Source organism: Nodosilinea sp. LEGE 06152, from assembly GCF_015207525.1.
GTDB lineage: Bacteria > Cyanobacteriota > Cyanobacteriia > Phormidesmidales > Phormidesmidaceae > Nodosilinea.
Window position 1 is genome coordinate 55,407 of sequence record NZ_JADEWR010000002.1, and the last position, 20,150, is coordinate 75,556.

Genomic DNA, 20,150 nt, shown 5'->3' on the forward strand with positions numbered 1-20,150 from the left:
AAGAATATTTTCAAAGCTTTGCTTAATTGCCCGACTAGTAAAATCCACTTCGCCACAGTCGTGAGCTAGCTTAGATCGAAACCTTGAAATCGTTTCTTTTCAAACCTGCCATAAGATTCAGTTGAATGCTTCAATTAATTGGTTATCAAGCTATCAAGTACACAGACCAGGTCAGTATTCAAGGTTTGATACTGCTTCAGCGCTGTAGCGCCAATGGTCTGCCAGCAGAGCTGGTCGAGCACATACTTTCGGGCCTGATCGCCCATCTGGGGCCATTCGTTCCGCCGCTGCAACAGCTGTTCTAATCCAGCTTTAACCGACTCCACTGTAGGTTGCACTACCACCCCACAATCGCTGGCCTTGATATGGGGTGCCACCCCGGCAATTTCCGACACCAGCAGCACTCGCCCGGCCAACATGGCTTCCAATGCCGCTAGGCTGAAGCCCTCGAACCGCGACGGCACGCAAAACACATCGTGGTGCTGAATTAGCTGCGACGGGGCACTGTCGTAGTCAGGGTCAAGAAACTGAATGCGGTCTTGCTGATGCAGGTCGGCTACCCGTGCCTCTAAAGCCGCGCGATCGTCCCCGGTTGAGCCCTGAAACGTGAGCTGAAGCGGGTAGGTGTCAGACAGCTGCGCCACAGCGTCGATCAGCAGGTCTAGCCCTTTGTTATAGGCGTCGAATCGACCGAGAAACATGAGCTTAACGGGGTTGCCGGGTTGCCAGGGGGCAGGCTCAAAGTCGATATCTTCAGGATGAAAACCGTTGGGAGTTTCAATTACCGGGGTGGCAATGCCCAACCCCCGCAGCCACTGCTGATGGCGCTTGTCGAGCACCTGCACGGCGGCAGCCTGTTGCAGCATGGGCTTTTCGAGCAAAAACCAGTAGGGCCACTTTTTGTGGCGGCTGCGGCGAAAGAACTCGGGGGTGTAGGGGTCGTGGGGAGCAACAATGTAGGGCACCCGCTGCCGCCGCAGCACCCGCGACAGGCTATAGATAGTTGGGTGCAAAATGCCGTTGAGAATCACCAGATCGGTAGGGCACACCTGCTGGTGCAGAAACCGCCGCAGCCCTGGCGAAAGCTTAAAGGTGGGGCGGTGCTGTACAGGTTGGGCAAAGCTGCGAATGGTGTACCCGGCGGGGCTACGGGTAACCGCTTCGGCGTCGGGCAGAGCTTCGCTGAGCACCGTAACTTCGGCCCCGGCGGCCGCTAGGCCGCTGGCCAACCCATGCACCGCTTTAATCAGCCCAGCATAGCGGTTGTTGAAGCTTTTGCCGTCGGGGGGAAAGTTGCGCAGGTAGAGGTAGAGCTTCATGGGTCAGGGGGCGTTAGGGTTGATTACAGTTACTGTTTCGGTACGGTGTAGAAAGCATCAGTGCAGTACGCAAAACTTTCATCTAGACTGCCAAATGTTAGGCCCAGCCCAGCCAGCCCTGAAATCGCCCCTGAAGCGTAGCCCAGTACGATCGCACATCTTCACCTCGACCTCGCAGCAGGGCTACCCCCAGCCCCAACCCCGGCCGCAGCCAGTTATAGATCACAAACCAGATTGGAAACTGATGCTTGCGCAGCAGTCGCCCCCGCCCCATTGCATAGGCATGGGTCTTGGTAAAGTCGCGCTGGGCTGGGGAGGGCACCTCAACCGGCTGGGACACCTCAACCGGATGAATTACCGTAAGGTCTGGGTTGTAGTAAAGGGCAAAACCGTCCTGAATGGCCCGCAGCAGATAGTCAGATTCTTCACCAGAACCCCAGGGGGTACCTGCGCCGACACCGAGGGTTTCGTCAAAGGGGCCAACGCTATCGATTACAGCCCGACGCAAAAAGATTGTGTAAGAAATGCCTCGCCGCCAGAGGTTGAGAGGGTTAATCAGGCCTTCTTTGGCATCCCAGATTTTGGCTGTGCCTGCTGGTCTGCCAGTAAGGCCATCGTGCTGAGGGCTGTCTATAAAGAATTGATTGACCTGCGCCAGCAAATCTGAAGGATAGGCGCAGTCATCATCGGGGAAGGCTACTAGCTCTCCTGAAATCTGCTTGAGGCCAAAGTTGCGAGCTAACGATAGTCCTTTGGCCGATCGCAAATGTTGCAGCTCGAATTTGTCCTGGTAGGGGGCCAGCACTTCGACTAGGCGATCATCGGGGTTTTGATCGATAACGATCAGCTCAAAGTCGCGGTAGGTTTGGGCGTCGAGAGATGTCAAAAATGTACTGATTTCCGCAGTACGGCCGAGGGTAGCTAGGATTAGTGAAAACTTCATAGAGAATCAAAGTAAAATCATTTTTATCTAACGCAGCTTAGGGTAGATAACACAGCTGATGCAAGGCAAATTCTACTGTCCAATAGATGCATCCTCAATGAGGTAAACATTATCTTTTTCAGCCAAAGAGTACTCGTATATTCCCTTTATTTTATGATAATTTCCTGTTTTAAGATAAGTAGTTTTACCAAGCATTGCAGCCAGTATACCTACATGTAGTCGAGTAGAAACGACAACTTCAGAATTAACAATCAAATTGTTAAATCTATCAAAATCACAAAGAGCAGGATCGCTAATATCAGCGGCAACAACAGGTAATCCCCGAGTATTCGGATACTTTTCCGAGATTAAATTTATCTGCTCTTGAACAAACGGTCTATGCAAATCCATTGAAACTATTTTGGAATAGTTCAAAAGCCTTCTTAATGGCCAAACCAAGCTGTTATTGATAGGACGTTTAACAGACCAAGGAATTTTCTTTTTAATTGCTGTCACCAATCCAGGCTTTTGAGGTCTATTAATTCTTGTTGTAGTTTCAGGATCGTTTCTTTCTACAATTAAAATGTGCTTTCCTTTGCTTTTTCTATGTAGTCCCTTCAAATAATTTGAATTACTCAAAAAGAAAGCCATATCATGATCAATTCCCAATCTAACTTCCGTTGAAAAGTTTATACCTTGAAGAATCTCAAGGCTGTATCGTTCTCGAGAGAAAATATACGCAGGAGATTTACGATCGGCAAACAAATCGGCAAAATTAGTAGATTTAAAGAAAAAGCTAGAAGGGAATATTATTAGTGGAGTTGAAGGATAATCACTATTATACATCTTGAGTTTTCCAAGCCCATGAGACCATATGTCAGTCATCCCTGCACCACCATTAATTGCTATCAAATCTGCTTCAGCCGCATTTTCTACAACTTTCATGTTGGCAGTTTTTATGGCAATCAAGCTACCCATAGTTATTAAAGCGTCACCGTTATTGCCTTCTAGCTTCTCAAAAAATACCTTTTTGTTAGCGTATAATGCCAATACTTCTTGCAGGGAATTCAAGATCTCTTTGTTCATAGTATTTGAGAATTAACGTTACTAGTTCTATTGGTCAAAGCTAATAGTTTAATCAAGAGAAATTTTTTGAGCCTTGCTGCATCTGGTGATACTTCCAAAGCTCACCACGAAGACCTAAAAGCTCTTGGTAAGTACCCTGCTCAACAACGTGTCCTTTTTCCATAACGACAACCTTATCTGCTCGCATAATGGTTGATAAACGGTGAGCAATAGCTATAACCGTTCTACCCACCGATAGTTCCTCTAAAGATTGTTGAATTAATCGCTCTGATACAGAATCTAAAGCGCTTGTAGCTTCGTCTAAAATCAAAATTTCTGGATTTCTTAACAACGCGCGAGCAATAGCAATCCGCTGTCTCTGCCCGCCAGAGAGCCTTACACCGCGATCGCCTAGCACAGTCTCTAATCCCTCTGGCAAAGATTCAATAAACTCCAATGCATTGGCCAAGCGAGCTGCTTCAAAAACGTCCTTATCGCTTATGTTATCTAATCCATAGGCGATATTGCCTCGTACAGTAGCGTTGAAGATAAAAGTCTCTTGGCTTACAATTGCCATCTTCTGGCGCACTGAAGTAATGTCAAATTCTCGCAGGTCAATACCATCCAGCAAAAGTTGTCCTTGAGTGGGGTCATAAAACCGTGCAATCAAATCTGCCAGAGTAGATTTGCCAGCCCCAGAAGCGCCTACTAGAGCTACGGTTTGCCCCTTTGGAATAGCCAGCGTAATGCCTTGTATCACAGGTTCTTCCGGGGTATAGCCAAAGTCAACGGCAACCAGTTCTATAGCCTTCTGTAAACCACCAAATGAACGATAACCGTTTTGAAGATAGGGTTTATCATCAACTCTTAAAAAGTTTTCTATATTATGAATTGCTCCTTGCAAGTTGCTTAGCTCTGCAAATCGTCCACTTATCTCTTGCACAGCGGGAGTCATTCTTACCAAAATAAAAATAAATGTTAGAAGCGAAGCAACTTGCAAACTTCCATTAGGGACGTAGATAGTCATACCTAATACGATAATACCAACTAGAATAACGCTGGCTAGGGCCTCAACAATAGGTTTGACAGAAGCGAATCGTATAACTGCATTCATAGTTGCTGCTTCTACCTGATCAGACGCATGGTAGAAACGATTGCGTTCAAAGTCCTGAGTTGCAAATGCTTGAACCGTACGAATACCGGTAATAAACTCAACAGCAATTGATGATAATTTCCCTCTTGCCACTGAAAGGGGAAAGCTAGATTCTCGAATGTATTTATTCAATGTTGTTATGCTAGCAGCAGCAATACTAAAGAGCACTACTGCAATAGAGGTTAAAGGCCAAGAAATTCTCATGGCCATTACAACATAAGCAGCCGTGATAACAGCTCTGATAAAGATATTACTGAAGGTGCCTACGGCCTGTCTAGTCTGAGTAATTTCTACAGTCAGAGTGTTAATAATTTCTCCAGTCTTTGTTTGGCCATAAAACTCGAGGCTAAGCGATTGCAACTGCTCAAATATTTTCTTGTATAAGTTGTTTACTAGTCTTACTCCACCTCTCTCTGCTGCAATAATACCTGCGTAACTAAAGGCTACCCGCAAAATAGTTGACAACAAAATCAACCCAGAAACACGATAAAGCTGGTTAACGGGTGACGAGTTAATACCTAGTATAGTGACATCAAACCATTCAAAACCTGTACTAAAAGGTTCTCCACCAGGCTCTACCAGCTTTTGCAAAAAAGCCAGCAAAAAGCTAATACCAAAAGCTTCAAAGAGGCCAGCAAGCAGAGAAAGAACAAGTACAGAAGCAATAATGCCTGGAAATCGCCTTATTTCTCTTAGTAGTAACTTGTTGTTACGCCAAAATTCAGTTTGCTTTAAAATTGCGCGTAGAAATTCTGGTTTATGTAAGGCCATAGACTTGTTTACCTAGAAACCACAAAAAAAGAGCGTCCTTACAGGGCGCTCTCCATACATAATCGGTTAATTAATCTTATTCCATTACCCCATCGTCACCGTCTTCCGTTGGGGTCGCTTGCGCTCCGATCGCCGTACACCCCCTGCCATCTCATACTCATAGCTATCGCGACCAAACTTTACCTTTACTCCACTCAGCATATGCTCAGACATTTCGCCCAATGCCCGTTCCTCTGCCAGCATCTCGTTATACAGATTATCTACACTCGATAGCAGCGTATTATACTTCTGCTGCTTGGCCCGCAGCCCGTTAATTGCCTCCCAATACATTTCCAACGTTCGCCCATTGCCCAAATCTAGCTCCGGCTCGATCGACACCATTGATGTAGCCCGCAGCTCAGCCTTTTCTAAAATTCCAGATAGTCTTTTGCGTCTCGACATAATGCAGATGCCCCAATGGCTTTAAAAAACAGTGTTGGTACTATTGCCAACCTCCATACTGTAGCCAAACACCAGGCTCATCATCACCGTATAAATTAGGATCCCTTTAAAATAACTTTGTGGTTGAGCCCTTAAAAGATCCGAGAATTCCCTCAGGGCAATAAACCTTTGCTAAAAAGCATTAAAGCTTTCTTTGCACGGCTTTAGCTTTTCTCTGAAGCACTTATAGCTTTCCTCGCAACCCATAAGCCTTCCTTTGAAATGCTTGCTGATTTCTTTGTATGGCTTGAGCCCTCCGTTGCAGCGCTCAAGCCATACAAAGAAAAGCTTATAGGTTCTGAAGCAGTGCATAAGCCGTGCGACCAACGGCTCAAGCTGTCCTTTGCACCCACAGCAGTTCTCGATTAAGTGAAGTACACAACCGCTAGGTTCTAGATTTCCCCGGTACATTAGGTTACCTAAGCCTCACTTGGTTCCCCCCCGATAAACGGGGCAGGGGAGATAATCGTGATGTGTTTCAACCGAGTGAAATTCGCTGTATTTAGCTCTCTGCTTACTTCTTTAACCATGGCAAACGCTACCTTCAAGTAGCACATCTGCATAGGTACACCTATCCTATCTACTGCCCCGTCGCCTCACAGGCGTTCAAGGACAGGGCAAAGAAACTGAGATCCTGAAGACCATCAAAGCCCCTCTACCAAGAGCCCCTTCAAGAAGGGGGTGTACTCAGGTTGTTATTTTCCTTTACAAGGTTAAAACGTCTATCCCGGAAACATCTGCGGTCTGTGTAGAGCTTTTTCGAGGGTTAAGCGTTCAGTAAAATATGTATCAAAACTTTAAAAACATCCGGATGGCTGATTTGAAAATTTCTTAGGTCTTATCCGGACAACAGATTAATAAAAGGTAAAGAGAAGGTAAAAGAGCTACCCTTGTTCCCAAATCTGACAGATTAATCGATAGATTGACTTTAGAGCGGATGCAACTGCGTCATAGGGTTGCCCTACCGAAATATTTATCACCCATGAGCCATGCAAGAAATGTTAAACCGCCCTGTAGAAGTGGCGGTTAAGCTTCCTAAAATCACTCGTTTCTTAGGTGCTGCGGTGGCTTTGGCCGCAGTAGGCCACATCGTTGTACATGCTTTATCCTTTTTATTTGACATTACAAATACGCCCTTCGTCGGTATTTTCTTATTCTTTAGCATGGGTCAAGAAGCTAACTTGCCCACCTACATTTCGGCCCTCAACCTACTACTGTCTGGAGTGTTATGTGGAATAATCGCTTTCCATGAGCCAAAGCTCAAAAACCGCCTGGGCTGGCATTGGGCTGGGCTTTCTGCCGGGCTCGTACTCATGAGCATAGATGAAGCTGCAAAAATCCATGAGGGTATTGTCGGGGTTTTTCTAGAAATGTCTATAGGTCGAGGCACAGGTATTTTTTATTACCTGTGGTATCTCGTGTATATTCCAATTGTGGTAATTGTTGGGTTTTTGTATTTCCCCTTTCTAAAGTGTTTGCCCTTACGATATTCAGCGCGCTTTTGCTTAGCAGCTTCAGTTTTCTTAAGCGGAGCTATTGGGTTAGAAATGCTGGAGTCTGTTTTGAAGTATGCTCAAATTAATACAGCTATTAGCATGTTGTTTGAAGAAACTCTTGAAATGCTCGGCATTGTTATTCTTATTCACACATTGCTAATGTATTTATCAGAGCGTAGGTTTGCCCTAACCCTTAACTTTGCCAACTCAAATCGTGATAAGTAGTAAAACTTATCTAAGGAGGCTCGAACGCAGTAGCCAAAATTACTGGCTACTGCAAAGTGAAATAGCCCTAAGATATGCACTTTCAGATTGCCACAAGCATTGATTTGCCTCAGAGGATGCCAAGCTATTCTCCGCTCTCCTCAAGCTGCTCAAGACAAATTTTCTAGATCGACGCTCAACATTCTCAAACGTTCCGACAAGCAATCGCATAGCAAACGTTAGACCTCTGCTGCTGGCCACTCTAACGCACCCTCGCTGCCCTAATAGGCCCCTCGGCTGAGCACCACAGCCCCAACTGTTTGGCAAATCAGCATCACATCGTACCTCAGCGACCACTGAGTTTGGTAGTCCAAATCCATCTTAACAATTGCCTCAAAATCTTTGATATGCGATCGCCCCTGGGCCTGCCACTTGCCCGTTAGCCCCGGCTTTACATTCAGTCGCTGCCAGTGGTGAGGTTCATACTGCTGCACCTCCGCTACCGTCGGCGGGCGCGTACCCACCAGGCTCATGTCGCCCCAAAGCACATTCCAAAACTGCGGAAACTCATCCAAGCTGGTGCGCCGCAAAAACCTGCCCACTCGGGTAATGCGGGGGTCATTGTCGTTTTTAAAGATGAGGCCCTGGGCCTGGTTTTCTACCAAATGTCTTAGCTCATCGGCATTGGTTACCATTGAGCGAAACTTCCAAATCCGAAAGGGTCGCCCTCGGTAGCCACAGCGCACCTGACTGTAGAATACTGGGCCAGGGTTGTCGAGCTGAATGGCGATCGCAATAGGCAGCAATAAAATTAGTGTAATCAACACTCCCAGCAGCGCCCCCACAACGTCTAGACATCGCTTAAAGAACGACGTGGCCGAAGGATGGGTAGGCCACGAACCAACATCTGGAATAGCTGGCTCGACCCCGAGATCAACCGGTTCGACTTTAAAAAACGAACGCAAGTAAAAAAACATACACTTGTCAAAGGTTTAAACTACGCAGAGACCAGATATCTTTTGGTAGATGGTCTTTACGACTCTCAAATGCGCCATCGCAGGATGCGCCAGTTCAGCTCAGCGATGCATTGAGATGACGGTCTTATCGAATCGTGCCATAACGTACCTGCATTGTTCAGCGACGGCTTTTTACTTAACTCCTAACAAACTCATATCCTGCAGGCAAATCTGTGACCATTACCCTAGTCTGACCATTTGAGCTTACAAAAACTGTTTTGAGATCGGGCAAAGACTCAAACTCAGAAATCGTTTTTTTATCACTGTCTTTATTAAAAAATCCACGAGAATAGCAGATTAAAGGGCACTCTTTTTCATCAGTTACCCAAAATATTTTAGCTGGTCGACTTAAGTACGCTTTTTCCCAAAACTCTCCATCGGGTATGCGTCGAATTCCCACAGGATTATCTGGATTGAGATAGTCCATGTATTTAGTATATCTTTGAGCAAAAAACAGAGCTTTGGGATTTTGAGCTTTCAATTCAGCTAAAAGCTTTAGAGATTCCCTATCTTCAGACAGCATGATATTACTAGGGTAAGGAATTTCAAAGTTTTCCCTAGGATCTAGACCAAAAGGTAGTGCCGCCAGAGACATTGCTCCATAGTCAGCAAAATAGTAGATCGGAGCAATCAACACATTAAACAGCACAAAGATAATTACAAGCCCCTTTGCCATCTGCTTATATAGCCAGGAGAAGCGAGGCAAAGTCAATAATTTGTAAGCAATTAAAATTAAACAGACCTTGAGCGGGTAGTAATATCTTTCATCCTCAAGCGGGCTGTATGTCAGCACAGGAGCGAGCGCAGACGAAAATATGATGAATGAAATAAGTAGATTTGAGAGTAGCAGGGGAGTATGTAAACCAAAATCGTCTGACCTGCTTCGGTCTATACAGGCCCTTTTATATCGCACCAAAACCACAGGAAGCGATGCAAAAAGCAACAAAAAAACTAATCCAACACAGATATTCAGGGCCGAATTTGTTGCCAAAATATCTTGAATTTTGCGTGGATCGATACCGGTTAAGAAATACAAACTGGAAAAGCTGGAAAAGATGAGATCAACCGATGGAATCAACCAGTTGTCAGTATTCTCACCTAAATGTTTTGCGCCGTGGTCATACAGCAAATTGCCTAAAGGATTTGCACCAGTCTGGGCCTTGGCCACACTATTAAATAAGAGAATCGGAAACACAACGAAGCCAGCGAAGGCGGCAAAAATGCAACCAGAGATGACCATCGATTTTATCTTGGGTAAGAATCGATAGCCGATTACCACAAAAGCGGCTATCAACAAAAAGCCGCTAGCGTAGCGAAAAGCCAGCAGCAACCCTATGGTTAATCCTAGCAAAGCCGTAGCGGCAAGGCAAAAACGGCTTTTTAGCACAAATAGCAGCAGCAGGGTAACGACAGGTGTACCCGCCCACAGAAAAACATCCGTGCCTTGAATAGTCCATGAAGGGGTATAAACCAGAGGCAGAATAACCGAAATCACCAAGTTAAATGGGATAAATACCGTTCCCACTCTAATGGGGTTTACCAGGCAGCGAGAGGCAACCATAGCCCAGGCTACCCAGCCAATTACAGTAGTGAGGCTATAGATGGTCTTCAGGGCGATCGCCGTAGACGTACCCAGGCGTAGAAAAGCCGCCACCAGCAGAGGGAGGCCAGGCGGAAAGTGAATTAATGTTTCTGAAATAGGAGGCAGGCTGAGGTCGAGTTGCGGGGAAAAGGCGTTTGTCAATCCCAACCCCTGGGCCAGCCGATGAGCTGCATCTAGCTGAATGCTCAAATCCCAGCTAACTGGAAGTGGCCCAAACAGCCGAATTAACGTTACCAGGGCGGCGGTTACAAGTAGCGTTACAAAAACCTCAATATTGCCGCCGCTGAGGCGAGAAAGGGTTGCGTTGAGGCGAGCCATGTTTAGATCCTCAGTTTCTAAAACTTTTTGCGATCGAAACGGCGTGCTCCAATATCAAAGTAGTCACTTAGCCAGGGGCAAAAACGGTTCGGCCCCTGGTTATTAGGTAACAGCTATAGATCAATAGGTGGTCCTAATTTTGGTCGGGTGCGTCATCGCTTGGGGTGACGCACCAAAACAAACTTCGACCTACCCCACCACCAAACTTTCTCCGCTGCCAGCTCGCAGGGTAGCCCGATCGAGCACACTGGTTGCGGCGCTGCCGTTGAGCGTCACCAGGCCTAGGGCTTGCAGGTCGGCCTCGACCATTAGGTGCACCAGTTCCTCAAAGGTGACCGAGGGCTCCCACCCCAACTTAGTCTTAGCCTTGGTAGGGTCACCAATTAACAGCTCAACCTCGGCGGGGCGCAGGTAGCGCTCGTCGAAGGCCACATAGTCTTGCCAGTTGAGGTTGACGTGGCCAAAGGCAAGCTCTAAAAATTCTTTTACTGAGTAGGTTTCGCCCGTGGCGACCACGTAGTCGTCAGGTTCGTCCTGCTGCAGCATCAGCCACATGGCTCGCACGTAGTCTTTGGCGTAGCCCCAGTCGCGCTTAGCATCGAGGTTGCCCATGTAGATCTTGCTCTGCTGCCCCGCCACAATGCGAGCCACCGCGCGAGTAATTTTGCGGGTGACAAAGGTTTCGCCCCGCCGCGGCGACTCATGGTTAAACAAAATGCCGTTGCAGGCAAACATGCCGTACGACTCGCGGTGGTTAAGGGTTTGCCAGTGGGCGTAGACCTTGGCGCAGGCGTAGGGGCTGCGGGGGTAAAACGGAGTGGTTTCACTCTGGGGTACATGCTGCACTTTGCCGTACATTTCAGACGATCCCGCTTGGTAATAGCGCACCTCAATACCGGTGCGCTGGCGGTAGTCGCGAATGGCCTCTAGCAGGCGCAGGGTGCCCATGCCCACGGCATCGACGGTGTATTCAGGCGAGTCAAAACTTACCCGCACATGCGACTGTGCCCCCAGGTTGTAGATTTCGATTGGCTGCACCTCTTCGAGAATGCGGCGCAGGGTGGTGCCATCGGTGAGGTCGCCGTAGTGCAAAAACAGTCGGGCGGTGGTGCTGTGGGGGTCTTCATAGAGGTGATCGATGCGATCGGTATTAATGGTTGAAGTGCGCCGCACAATACCGTGCACCTCGTAGCCTTTCTCCAATAACAGTTCGCTTAGGTAGGAGCCATCTTGGCCAGTAATGCCGGTAATGAGGGCTTTTTTTAGGTTAGTCATAGGGCTTTTAGATGTAAGTAAACAACGATAGAAGAGAGGGTGAAGTAGGTGAGGAGGGGAAAATGCAAAATTCAAAGTTCAAAATTTTGAATTGTGAATTCATTCCCATCTACTCATCCTCATTACCCAATGCGGCCAAAATCTTTCACCCCACCAAAGCGGGTCTGCCGCGCCTGACGGCGGGTAAACTCGCCTACGGTAGGGTTACCGGTGGGTAAAATAACCCCAGCTACCTGCGTCCAAAGCGTCTGAGGTACCGTACAGAGGCTGTACTGGTTGGCTCCGGTCTTGCGGACGTGGTACCACTGGGTAGCCTGGCAGCGATCGCACCAAAAGGCCTCTAGCCATTCCCCCTGCAGCGGCACCGTGCCAAAGCTAGCAACGAGCGTTAGGGCAGCCCGGCGACTGAGCCCATGCTGTTGTAAATGCTCAGGCTTGGTAGCAAACAGCGGATACTTTTGGCTAACGCTGTCAAGATAGCCGCCATGATGGGGACAGGTAATGCTCCGTCGTTTAGACCGATTTCGATTGCGCGATCGGGGCTGAGTCATAGTAAGTATTGAGGGTAGATACGGCTCTAGATTCAGTTTCTAGTCAAAACCCGAAAATCAGGATAAATATTAGCAATTGGGGTAGTTTTTCACGGCGTTTGCATAATCTTGGCCCTATTCCAACAGTTGTTGCCCCACCTCTACAGCAGAGCTGGGGCAACAACGTTCGTTCTACTATTCAACTCGCTCTAAAAAGCCCGCAGCATGCGATGAATACGACGATGCAGCCGCGTGACTACCACCTGCTTAATTGATAAATAAACAAAGGGAGGAATGGTTTTGAAGTAGCGCTGCCACAGGCGACCCGGCTCTTGGACAAGACGATAGAGCCACTCTAAACCCGATTCTTGCACCCAGGTTGGGGCATGTTTTTTGATACCGGCGTAGATTGGAAACACGCCGCCAATGCCTACCATCGCCGCTTTAATTTTAGAGCGATGCTGATACATCCAAATCTCTTGTTTAGGACAGCCCAGAGCAACAAATACAATGCCAGCCCCGCTACGGTTAATGGTTTGTACTACCTGGGCATCTTCTTCTGGGGTTAGCGGGCGAAAGGGCAGGGGCTCCATACCCGCAATAGTCAGGTTTGGATACTCTTGCTCTAGGCGCTGTCGCATTTTACCGAGGGTAACGCTATCAGTGCCAAGAAAATAGACTGGCAGCCCGGTAACAGAAGCTCGCTCACAAACTTCCTGCAAAATGTACATGCCCGCTACGCGATCGTGGGTACTTTTGCGCAGCAAATTTAAGGTCCATACTAGGGGCATGCCGTCTGGGGTCAACAAATCTGCGTGGTTTAAAACCTTGGCAAACGTGTCATTCCACCGAGCTTCCATCAGCATATGTACATTGGCAACACATACTACACGGCTCAGCCGTTGCTGTCCCCAGTGCATGATGAGATCGATTTGCTCTGCAAAAGGGTTAGCCGCAACCGAAAATCCAATCACGGACTCACTAATGAGATTTTTAGAGATTGACATGATCCTAGGGAGCTTAAAGGACAATCTGCGGTAGACGCCCCGGTAGGATTGTCAGTTAAAAGTTAAGTGGCTACACCTGGTAAACGTTCAAACCATAGCTTGGCTAAGCCATAGCCCTGATGAAACACAAATGACGCACGTTGTCTAAAAAAGTTCATTGCTTAAGTAAAAAATATCGACCTAACAGGCAAACACTAACTCGCCAAAATAACGTCAGCGGACCGCTTAAACCACTTCAAAGTGCTCTAGCTAGCAAACCCAGAGCTAACTAGATACTTCTCGCGTTAAACAACCTAAGGTTTTAGGCTGGTAGGGTAGCTCAAAAAGATGCCGTGAAAATAGTTCTAAGCCAACTATCTCAATCGTTTACCCTAACCCTACGTGTGGCTGACAGTGCCCCAAACCAGTACTGGAGGGAATAGCCTAAGGCACTTGCGGTAATGCACCGTTAAACACTAGCACGTATGTAAATTAAGGTGACACACTTTTGCGTGACCAGTGAAAATACGCATTCTACTTCAACTTATCTTGGCAGCTTGTCACTATATACGAAAGTTGTGTGAAAGGATCAGGAAAATTACAGTTTCCTTCCAAAACCGTTCGGATTCACGGCGCGACCCACGGATAGTAGATAGACGCAGGGCCATTTACTAGAGAAGTGGAGTCTATTCATGTCCAAAGCGCTGAAACACCGTCTAGGCTTAGCTCTGACAGCAGGGCTACTGTTCGTTGGCATCGATAGCCTGTATCCCAGTAAATCCCAGGCTCAGCGCATGCCGGGAGGCAGTTCGCCCTCTGTACCTCTAGCCGAGCCAGTGCAGTCGAGGCAGCCAGCAGCAACACCGGCTCCTCGTCTCTCTGCCCCCGCAGCCAATGAGCCCTATACGTTGGGGGCGGGCGATCGCGTGCAGATGGTCCTCTTTCAACTTCCCCAGTACAGCGGGGAGTTTGAAGTGCAGATTGATGGCACCCTGTCCCTGCCGCTGGTGGGCGATATCAACGTACAGGGGCTTACCCTAGAGGCAGCTAGAGAGCGAGTTACGGCCCGCTACAACCAGTACCTGCGGCGTCCCGGAGTTACCTTCAACCTGCTGACCCGCCGTCCCCTAGTCGTCGGCGTTGCTGGAGAGATAAACCGCCCCGGTTCTTATACCCTGAGCAATGAGGGTACGACCTTTCCAAAGCTAACTCAACTACTCACCCAGGCTGGCGGCATTACCCGCAGCGCCAACCTGCGAGAAGTACAGGTGCAGCGGTTTCGCAATGGGCAGCCCCAAATGTTTAGCGTCAACCTGTGGGACCTGATCAGTAGCGGCAACCTGAACCAAGACGTTACCCTACGCGACGGCGACAGCATTTTTATTCCTTCTACCCTGGTGCCCCTCGAAGAAGCTCAGCTGTTGGCTGAAGCTGGCATTGCGCCCGCCACTACCGCACCGATCAATATTGCGGTAGTTGGCGAAGTCTTTCGCCCTGGGCCGTACACACTCCAGGGCGGCGTCACGCGCACTGGCAATGCGGGGGTGCCAGGGGGAGAAGGCGGCAACAGGGCCGGGGGTAATGCCCAAAAGGTAACCGATGCCATTCAAATTGCGGGGGGCATCAAACCAATGGCCAATATTCGCCAGGTGCAGGTGCGGCGTCTTACCCGCAGCGGCGGCGAGCAGGTCTTTAGCGTTGATCTGTGGAGCCTGCTAGAGATAGGGGCGACTCAGCAAAATGCACTCCTGCAGGAGGGCGATACGGTGTTTATTCCCACGGCAACAGCAGCGGTGGGTGCAGCAGAATCCTCACGATTGGCCGAATCGAGCTTTGCGCCCGATACAATTCGGATCAATGTAGTGGGCGAAGTTCGCAATGCTGGGCTAGTAGAGGTACCTCCCAATACACCCCTCAACCAGGGCATTTTGGCTGCAGGCGGATTCAATACTCGAGCCCGAGCAACTTCGGTGGGGTTGGTGCGTCTTAACCCAGACGGCACCGTTACCCAACGAGAAATTAGCATTGACTTTGCCCAGGGTATTAGCGATGCCGACAACCCCACCCTGCAAAACAACGACATTATTATTGTTGGACGCTCGGGGTTGGCCGCATTTTCGGACAACTTGGGCAGCGTAGCCAACCCGCTTGCCAATTTCCTCAACATTTTGTCTGCGCCCTTTCGTCTCTTCAACTTATTTGACTAAGGCTTTTGGAGCAGCGACTCATCCTGCCCTTGGCCCAACATGGAGCGCACGTTTGGCTAATGGAGCACCTCTTCACCGCTCACACTACTATCTATTTAGGAATCAGGGATGAAAGCTCAAACCCTCCAACCTTCCCCCCCGCAGCCCATGGCAATGGCCACAGACTCTAGTACCAGCGAGGGAGGTCTAGATCTGGGCAGCCTGCTGTCTACCCTCAAACGTCGGCTTTGGCTAATTGCAGGAGTAACAGCGACTATAACCGCCGCCGCTGGAGTGCGTGCTTATCTTAGCCCACCCACTTACTCTGCAGCTTTTGAAATTTTGATTCAGCCCCAAAGTGCTGAGACTGAGGTGATCTCTTCACTGTCTGAAGTGCCTGTAAATCAGCAGGAGAGAGAGCTAACCTTAGCTGACCAAACCAAAATTTTAACCAGCCCTGGGGTACTGCAACCTGTGGTCGCAGATCTGCGCGCTAAAGGATTAGAGGGCTGCGTTCCTCCAAACCAAGCCGCCACAACGGGCCTCTCTGAAGAAGAACTAAACAGCATTTGCTACAGCCGTATCAAAAGTCGATTAGGGGTTCAGCTAACTAAAGACTCTAGAATTTTTCAGGCGGTATACCGAGGCGATTCATCCCAAAATGTAGAGTATATAGCCAATTTAATTGCCCAAACATTTCTAGATTATGGGCTAGCCTCACGCCAGCGTGACCTGCAGCAGGGGCTCAACTTTTTAGACGACAAAATACCTGATGCTCGCGACCGGGTCGATGAGCTCCAGGTCAATCTGCAAAATCTGCGTCAGGGTTCTAATCTCATCACTCCTGATGCTGAGGGCAACAAGCTATCAAGTCAAATTGCGGCCTTTGAGAATGAGTACCGGGCGGTGCTGGTTGAGCTTGAAGAAAACCTTACCCTTTACGAAGAGCTACAACGCCAGCTTACCCAGCGACCTCAAGATGCGTCAGTATCCTCAGTGCTGAGCAGCAACAGTCGCTACCAGGCATTGGTAGAACAGCTGCTAGCCCTAGACAGCCAAATTGCCCAGGCTTCTACCATTTTTCGCAACACCAGTGACGATATGCAGGTGCTGCAAGAGCAGCGCCAAAATCTGCTGGCACTTATGGCTCGCGAAGGTGCCAATGCTCAGCAAGAGCTGATGGGCAATATAAATGTGTTAGCCTCCCGCGAGGCAGCTTTGGCCTCTACACTGGCCAATCTTAATGTGGATGTGGGTCAGCTAGCCGGGGTAACGCGTGAGTTTACTGATCTTGAGAGAGAGCTGACCATTGCCAATACCAATCTGAGCCAGCTGCTACAGCGCCGTGAAACCTTACAGATTGAGGCGGCCCAGCGCGAGCTGCCCTGGGAGTTAATTACCCCTGCTGCGGTAGCGACCGATGTCGCTAACCTAACAAACAATTTGGTGCTGGGGGGGCTGCTAGGGCTTTTGTTGGGGGTTGGTTTGGCGCTAGCCCTCGACTCACAAAAAGATGTACTCTACACCGCTCGCGATCTAAAGCGGGTAACTCCGGTGCCTATTTTGGGGTTAATTCCCCACAACGGAGCGGTGGAGCAGGGGTACGACGAGCAGCATTTGCTGGCTCTATATCAAACAGTCGATGAGATGTTGAACGGCAAAGGGCCTAAGAAGGGAGAATTGCCCATAGAGGATCTCTACACGTACCGCGAGGCATTTCGATCGCTGGTAGCCAACCTGCAGCGGCTCGATGCCGATCGCCCGCTCAGGTCAATCGTAATCAGCTCCGCCGACAACCAGCTGGCCGACTCGACTACCGCAGCCTATTTAGCCTGGGCCGCCGCAGAACTAGGCAACCGGGTGCTGCTAATTGATGCCGATTTTCGCTTTCCGCACCTGCACAACTTTCTAGAGTTACCAAACCAGCAGGGCTTTGCCAACATCTTGGCTGGCGAGCTGGATTTAAAGAACGTGATCAAGCGATCGCCTACCGAGCCCAACTTATTTGTGCTCACCACCGGCACCACCGATGTTGACCCAGCCCGCTTGCTGTCGTCAACAAAAATGAAGCAGTTTGTTGCCAAGACCGAGTCGTACTTTGACCTGGTCATCTATGACTCACCACCGTTTGCTGAGTACGCCGATGCTGCCCTGCTATCGGCAGAGAGCAGCGGTATGGTGCTGGTTTCGCACCTAGGTACGGTGAAGACTGCCCAGCTAGAGCAGGCGCTTGAAAAACTCTGGATTTCAAAGATTCCGCTGATTGGTCTAATTGCTAAAGAGGCAGCTAACAAGCTAGCTCTACTACCTGTCTAGGCAATAGCACGTGTAGTGGTCTAAGCTTGTATACGAACATTCACTGAACAAAGTTTGTAGAAACCATAAAGCTTTCTGGTCAGTTGTAGTCACCCCTAGCGTAATTGCTTATAACTGAAAGAGTTGATGATAAAAAGTGTTCTGTGCATTTGCTGTCTAATCTACCTGTGGTGTACCTACTCTTGCTCTGATTCAGTTTCTGATCAGACAGCTTCAAAGATTAGGCCTGAGAGATTTAGCCCCAACTTCAGCAAATTTAAGTAGGTTTTTAAGTCATGACATTTAAGGCATTTGTATCAAGTGCTGCGATCGCAGGCACATTAGCTACAGGCGCACTAGTTGCCCCCGCCCCTGTTGAGGCTGCCACAATCAATGTTGGTAGCACCATTAACTTCTCATCCGTGCCCAACGGAACAGTTGCGTTCAACCAAAGCACTGGCGTGTTGAATTTTAGTGCTCCAACCTTTGGTTTTCCTTCGTTCTTTAACCCGCAACGTATTGAAGCAGGAGCTGGAACGGACAGCTTTGCGGGAGTCGGGCCTTTTGCTCTCATTTCAGACTTGACCCTGACTAACAATGGAGGTGGTTTTTTCTCTTTAGCGACACCAGTCGAAAATTTCATCAGCTTCATTAACTTGCCGCCTTTGCTTGGTGGTTTTAATGACGTGCAGTTTACGCTGACAAAGTTTATCTTTAACGCCAACTCGGGTGACTCTACTCTATTAGAAGGGTTTTTCACAAGAGATGGCAATACAGTAGCAGCTGTAGGGCAATTTACATCTCAAATCGGTACCATTCCAAATAGCAGTTGGTCACTGTCTCTTGTAGCAGTACCTACTCCGGCCCTACTACCTGGCCTAATTGGCATGGGTATTGCGGCCCTACGCCGTAAGCAAGAAGAAGCTAGCGAAGAGAACGTCTAGTTTTCTGAACTAGTGCGTTGATTAGTACGGTCAAAAGTCTAACTAACGCATTGAGTATCTAGCCGGTTCTTTTTACTCAAGGTCGCTTTAACAGGCGACCTTTTTTATGCAGAAATTCAAGCAAATAGAATATCTAATACCCAATTTATTCGCAAATCCTCAATATAAAGCCAGAATTGACAGTGAGTACTGCCCCATAACGTAGCAAGTCTCAATAGACCGTTTCGCAGTAAGTTGCCAGGGCAAAGCGTGACGCATCTTACTCTTTTAGACTGCACGAGTACATCCCAATTTTGCAAAGTTATCATTCTGACAGCTATCTGGTCTGTTGTTCCTGTGCAGGCGAACCTCTTGCTTACGAATAGATTCTTACTTGTGTGAGATAGCGTAGGCACCAGCAAAACTGGAATGCACCCAAACAGCGATGAATAAGTAGGTGCGCCTAATTAAACGTAGTCCTGGATCGCTGTAAGCCTTGCTGTACCGTGGCCAACATGCCGATGAATTAGGTCTACCTACTTATATTGTCCATTTGATATGTGGTTTTCCAAGAAAAAGGGGGTTACCAGATGGCAATCCCCCTTATCTATCACCTAAATCTCAAGGAATAAACTGCTACTCATCAAGCATCTTCTTCAGAGCCATCTTGCTCTCGCTTGCGCAGGGCTGCAACTCCCAAACCTACTAGCCCAGGCAGTAGAGCCGGAGTGGGCACAGCGGTAATATCAGCCGAGAACGACGAACCACTGCCAAACATCAGACGCCCTTGGGACGTCAATGAGCCACTACCGTCCAGGCCAGAGGGCGTGAAAAAGCCCGAGACAAAGGCCACATACAGTGGCACCGTAGCTGGCCCTGCGGTAACGTTGACGTTTTGCAGCACAAATCGCTCAAGGGTAAACCCAAGACCGTTGGGTAAGCCCGACAGCCAGTTGTCAACGGTGCCTGTGGTTAGTTCCCAGGTAGTGGCGCTGGTGTTAGTCAGCGTCAGGTCGCCGATACTAAAGCCTTCTCCGCCCAGGCCAAACACATCGTCAGCGGCATCAGCAACGGTTGCCGTGCCAAAACTGGTGTCGCCAAAGCTAGAGAAATTGAGTAGGCTGGTGGCCGCACCGGGTGTTTCTAACCGTACTGAGCCATTAAAGCTCAGGGTTTGGCCAGCAATGCTGGCGGCTTGAGCCGGAGCTGAGACAGCAATAGCCGAACAGACGGCAACCGCGCTCAGGCCAAGAACTTTTGAACGAATCATATGAATCTACCTTGTAGGTCTGGATGGATACCAACTTCGAGTCGGGCTAGGAGCACAAACTCGCTTTTTAACAAGCCGGTAGTTGCACCTGGGGTAGACACGGCGTCTTGCTTCCTAACCAGAGTTTCTAAATCTCCAGATCAGAAACTCGTTACATCCTGCCGATCGGGTAAACTCGCGCATTGGGCAGCTCCATTTGAGAAAGCAGCGCCTAAACTCGACAGATGTGAGCCACGTTTTGCCCTTGGCCTGTTGTTTATTAGCCAAGGGAATTGTGTTGCACCCAAAGCTAAAGAGGCATTTGAGATCTAAATGGATGCACGATTGACGCACAGTTC

At 48.7% G+C, this 20,150-nt stretch carries 15 protein-coding genes; 4 read left to right on the forward strand and 11 right to left on the reverse strand.

Annotated features, from left to right (window positions below):
• Window positions 1-134: 134 nt before the first annotated feature.
• The 5 genes from IQ265_RS02750 to IQ265_RS02770 form a co-directional block, all read right to left on the reverse strand.
• Window positions 135-1,319: a glycosyltransferase gene (locus IQ265_RS02750; protein ID WP_194050677.1), complete on the reverse strand. Its 1,185-nt coding sequence runs from the start codon at window positions 1,317-1,319 to the stop codon at window positions 135-137.
• Window positions 1,320-1,416: 97 nt separating this feature from the next.
• Window positions 1,417-2,262: a glycosyltransferase family A protein gene (locus IQ265_RS02755; RefSeq protein WP_194050678.1), complete on the reverse strand. Its 846-nt coding sequence runs from the start codon at window positions 2,260-2,262 to the stop codon at window positions 1,417-1,419.
• 72 nt (window positions 2,263-2,334) lie between these two features.
• Window positions 2,335-3,327: a polysaccharide pyruvyl transferase family protein gene (locus tag IQ265_RS02760; RefSeq protein ID WP_194050679.1), complete on the reverse strand. Its 993-nt coding sequence runs from the start codon at window positions 3,325-3,327 to the stop codon at window positions 2,335-2,337.
• Window positions 3,328-3,379: 52 nt separating this feature from the next.
• The gene (hepA, locus tag IQ265_RS02765) at window positions 3,380-5,230 is read right to left on the reverse strand and encodes a heterocyst formation ABC transporter subunit HepA (protein WP_194050680.1); all 1,851 of its coding nucleotides are present in this window, start codon (window positions 5,228-5,230) and stop codon (window positions 3,380-3,382) included.
• An 84-nt stretch (window positions 5,231-5,314) separates the two neighbouring features.
• Window positions 5,315-5,671 (reverse strand): hypothetical protein, encoded by a 357-nt coding sequence (locus tag IQ265_RS02770; protein ID WP_194050681.1) that lies wholly within the window; start codon window positions 5,669-5,671, stop codon window positions 5,315-5,317.
• A 1,028-nt stretch (window positions 5,672-6,699) separates the two neighbouring features.
• Here IQ265_RS02770 and IQ265_RS02775 point away from each other — a divergent pair.
• A complete protein-coding gene (locus IQ265_RS02775; RefSeq protein ID WP_194050682.1) occupies window positions 6,700-7,431 on the forward strand; it encodes a hypothetical protein in 732 nt (243 codons plus the stop codon).
• Window positions 7,432-7,691: 260 nt separating this feature from the next.
• Here IQ265_RS02775 and IQ265_RS02780 read toward each other — a convergent pair whose 3' ends face one another.
• The 5 genes from IQ265_RS02780 to IQ265_RS02800 form a co-directional block, all read right to left on the reverse strand.
• Entirely contained in the window at window positions 7,692-8,387 is a 696-nt protein-coding gene (locus IQ265_RS02780) for a sugar transferase (RefSeq protein WP_194050683.1), read from the reverse strand.
• Between the two features lie 175 nt (window positions 8,388-8,562).
• Window positions 8,563-10,347, reverse strand: coding sequence for a hypothetical protein (locus IQ265_RS02785; protein ID WP_194050684.1), 1,785 nt, complete (start codon window positions 10,345-10,347; stop codon window positions 8,563-8,565).
• 189 nt (window positions 10,348-10,536) lie between these two features.
• On the reverse strand, window positions 10,537-11,622 hold the full coding sequence (gene gmd, locus IQ265_RS02790; RefSeq protein ID WP_194050685.1) for a GDP-mannose 4,6-dehydratase: 1,086 nt from the start codon (window positions 11,620-11,622) through the stop codon (window positions 10,537-10,539).
• A 122-nt stretch (window positions 11,623-11,744) separates the two neighbouring features.
• On the reverse strand, window positions 11,745-12,173 hold the full coding sequence (locus tag IQ265_RS02795) for a hypothetical protein (protein ID WP_194050686.1): 429 nt from the start codon (window positions 12,171-12,173) through the stop codon (window positions 11,745-11,747).
• Between the two features lie 188 nt (window positions 12,174-12,361).
• A complete protein-coding gene (locus tag IQ265_RS02800; RefSeq protein ID WP_194050687.1) occupies window positions 12,362-13,159 on the reverse strand; it encodes a WecB/TagA/CpsF family glycosyltransferase in 798 nt (265 codons plus the stop codon).
• 671 nt (window positions 13,160-13,830) lie between these two features.
• Between IQ265_RS02800 and IQ265_RS02805 the strand changes: the two genes are divergently transcribed.
• The 3 genes from IQ265_RS02805 to IQ265_RS02815 all read left to right on the forward strand — a co-directional run bounded on the left by IQ265_RS02805 (window position 13,831) and on the right by IQ265_RS02815 (window position 18,563).
• On the forward strand, window positions 13,831-15,345 hold the full coding sequence (locus IQ265_RS02805; RefSeq protein ID WP_194050688.1) for an SLBB domain-containing protein: 1,515 nt from the start codon (window positions 13,831-13,833) through the stop codon (window positions 15,343-15,345).
• 147 nt (window positions 15,346-15,492) lie between these two features.
• The gene (locus tag IQ265_RS02810) at window positions 15,493-17,640 is read left to right on the forward strand and encodes a polysaccharide biosynthesis tyrosine autokinase (protein ID WP_194050689.1); all 2,148 of its coding nucleotides are present in this window, start codon (window positions 15,493-15,495) and stop codon (window positions 17,638-17,640) included.
• A 275-nt stretch (window positions 17,641-17,915) separates the two neighbouring features.
• Window positions 17,916-18,563, forward strand: a complete 648-nt coding sequence (locus IQ265_RS02815) for a PTPA-CTERM sorting domain-containing protein (RefSeq protein ID WP_194050690.1) — start codon at window positions 17,916-17,918, stop codon at window positions 18,561-18,563.
• A gap of 622 nt (window positions 18,564-19,185) precedes the next feature.
• Here the strand turns inward: IQ265_RS02815 and IQ265_RS02820 are convergent.
• Window positions 19,186-19,812, reverse strand: coding sequence for a PTPA-CTERM sorting domain-containing protein (locus IQ265_RS02820; protein WP_194050691.1), 627 nt, complete (start codon window positions 19,810-19,812; stop codon window positions 19,186-19,188).
• Window positions 19,813-20,150 lie beyond the last annotated feature (338 nt).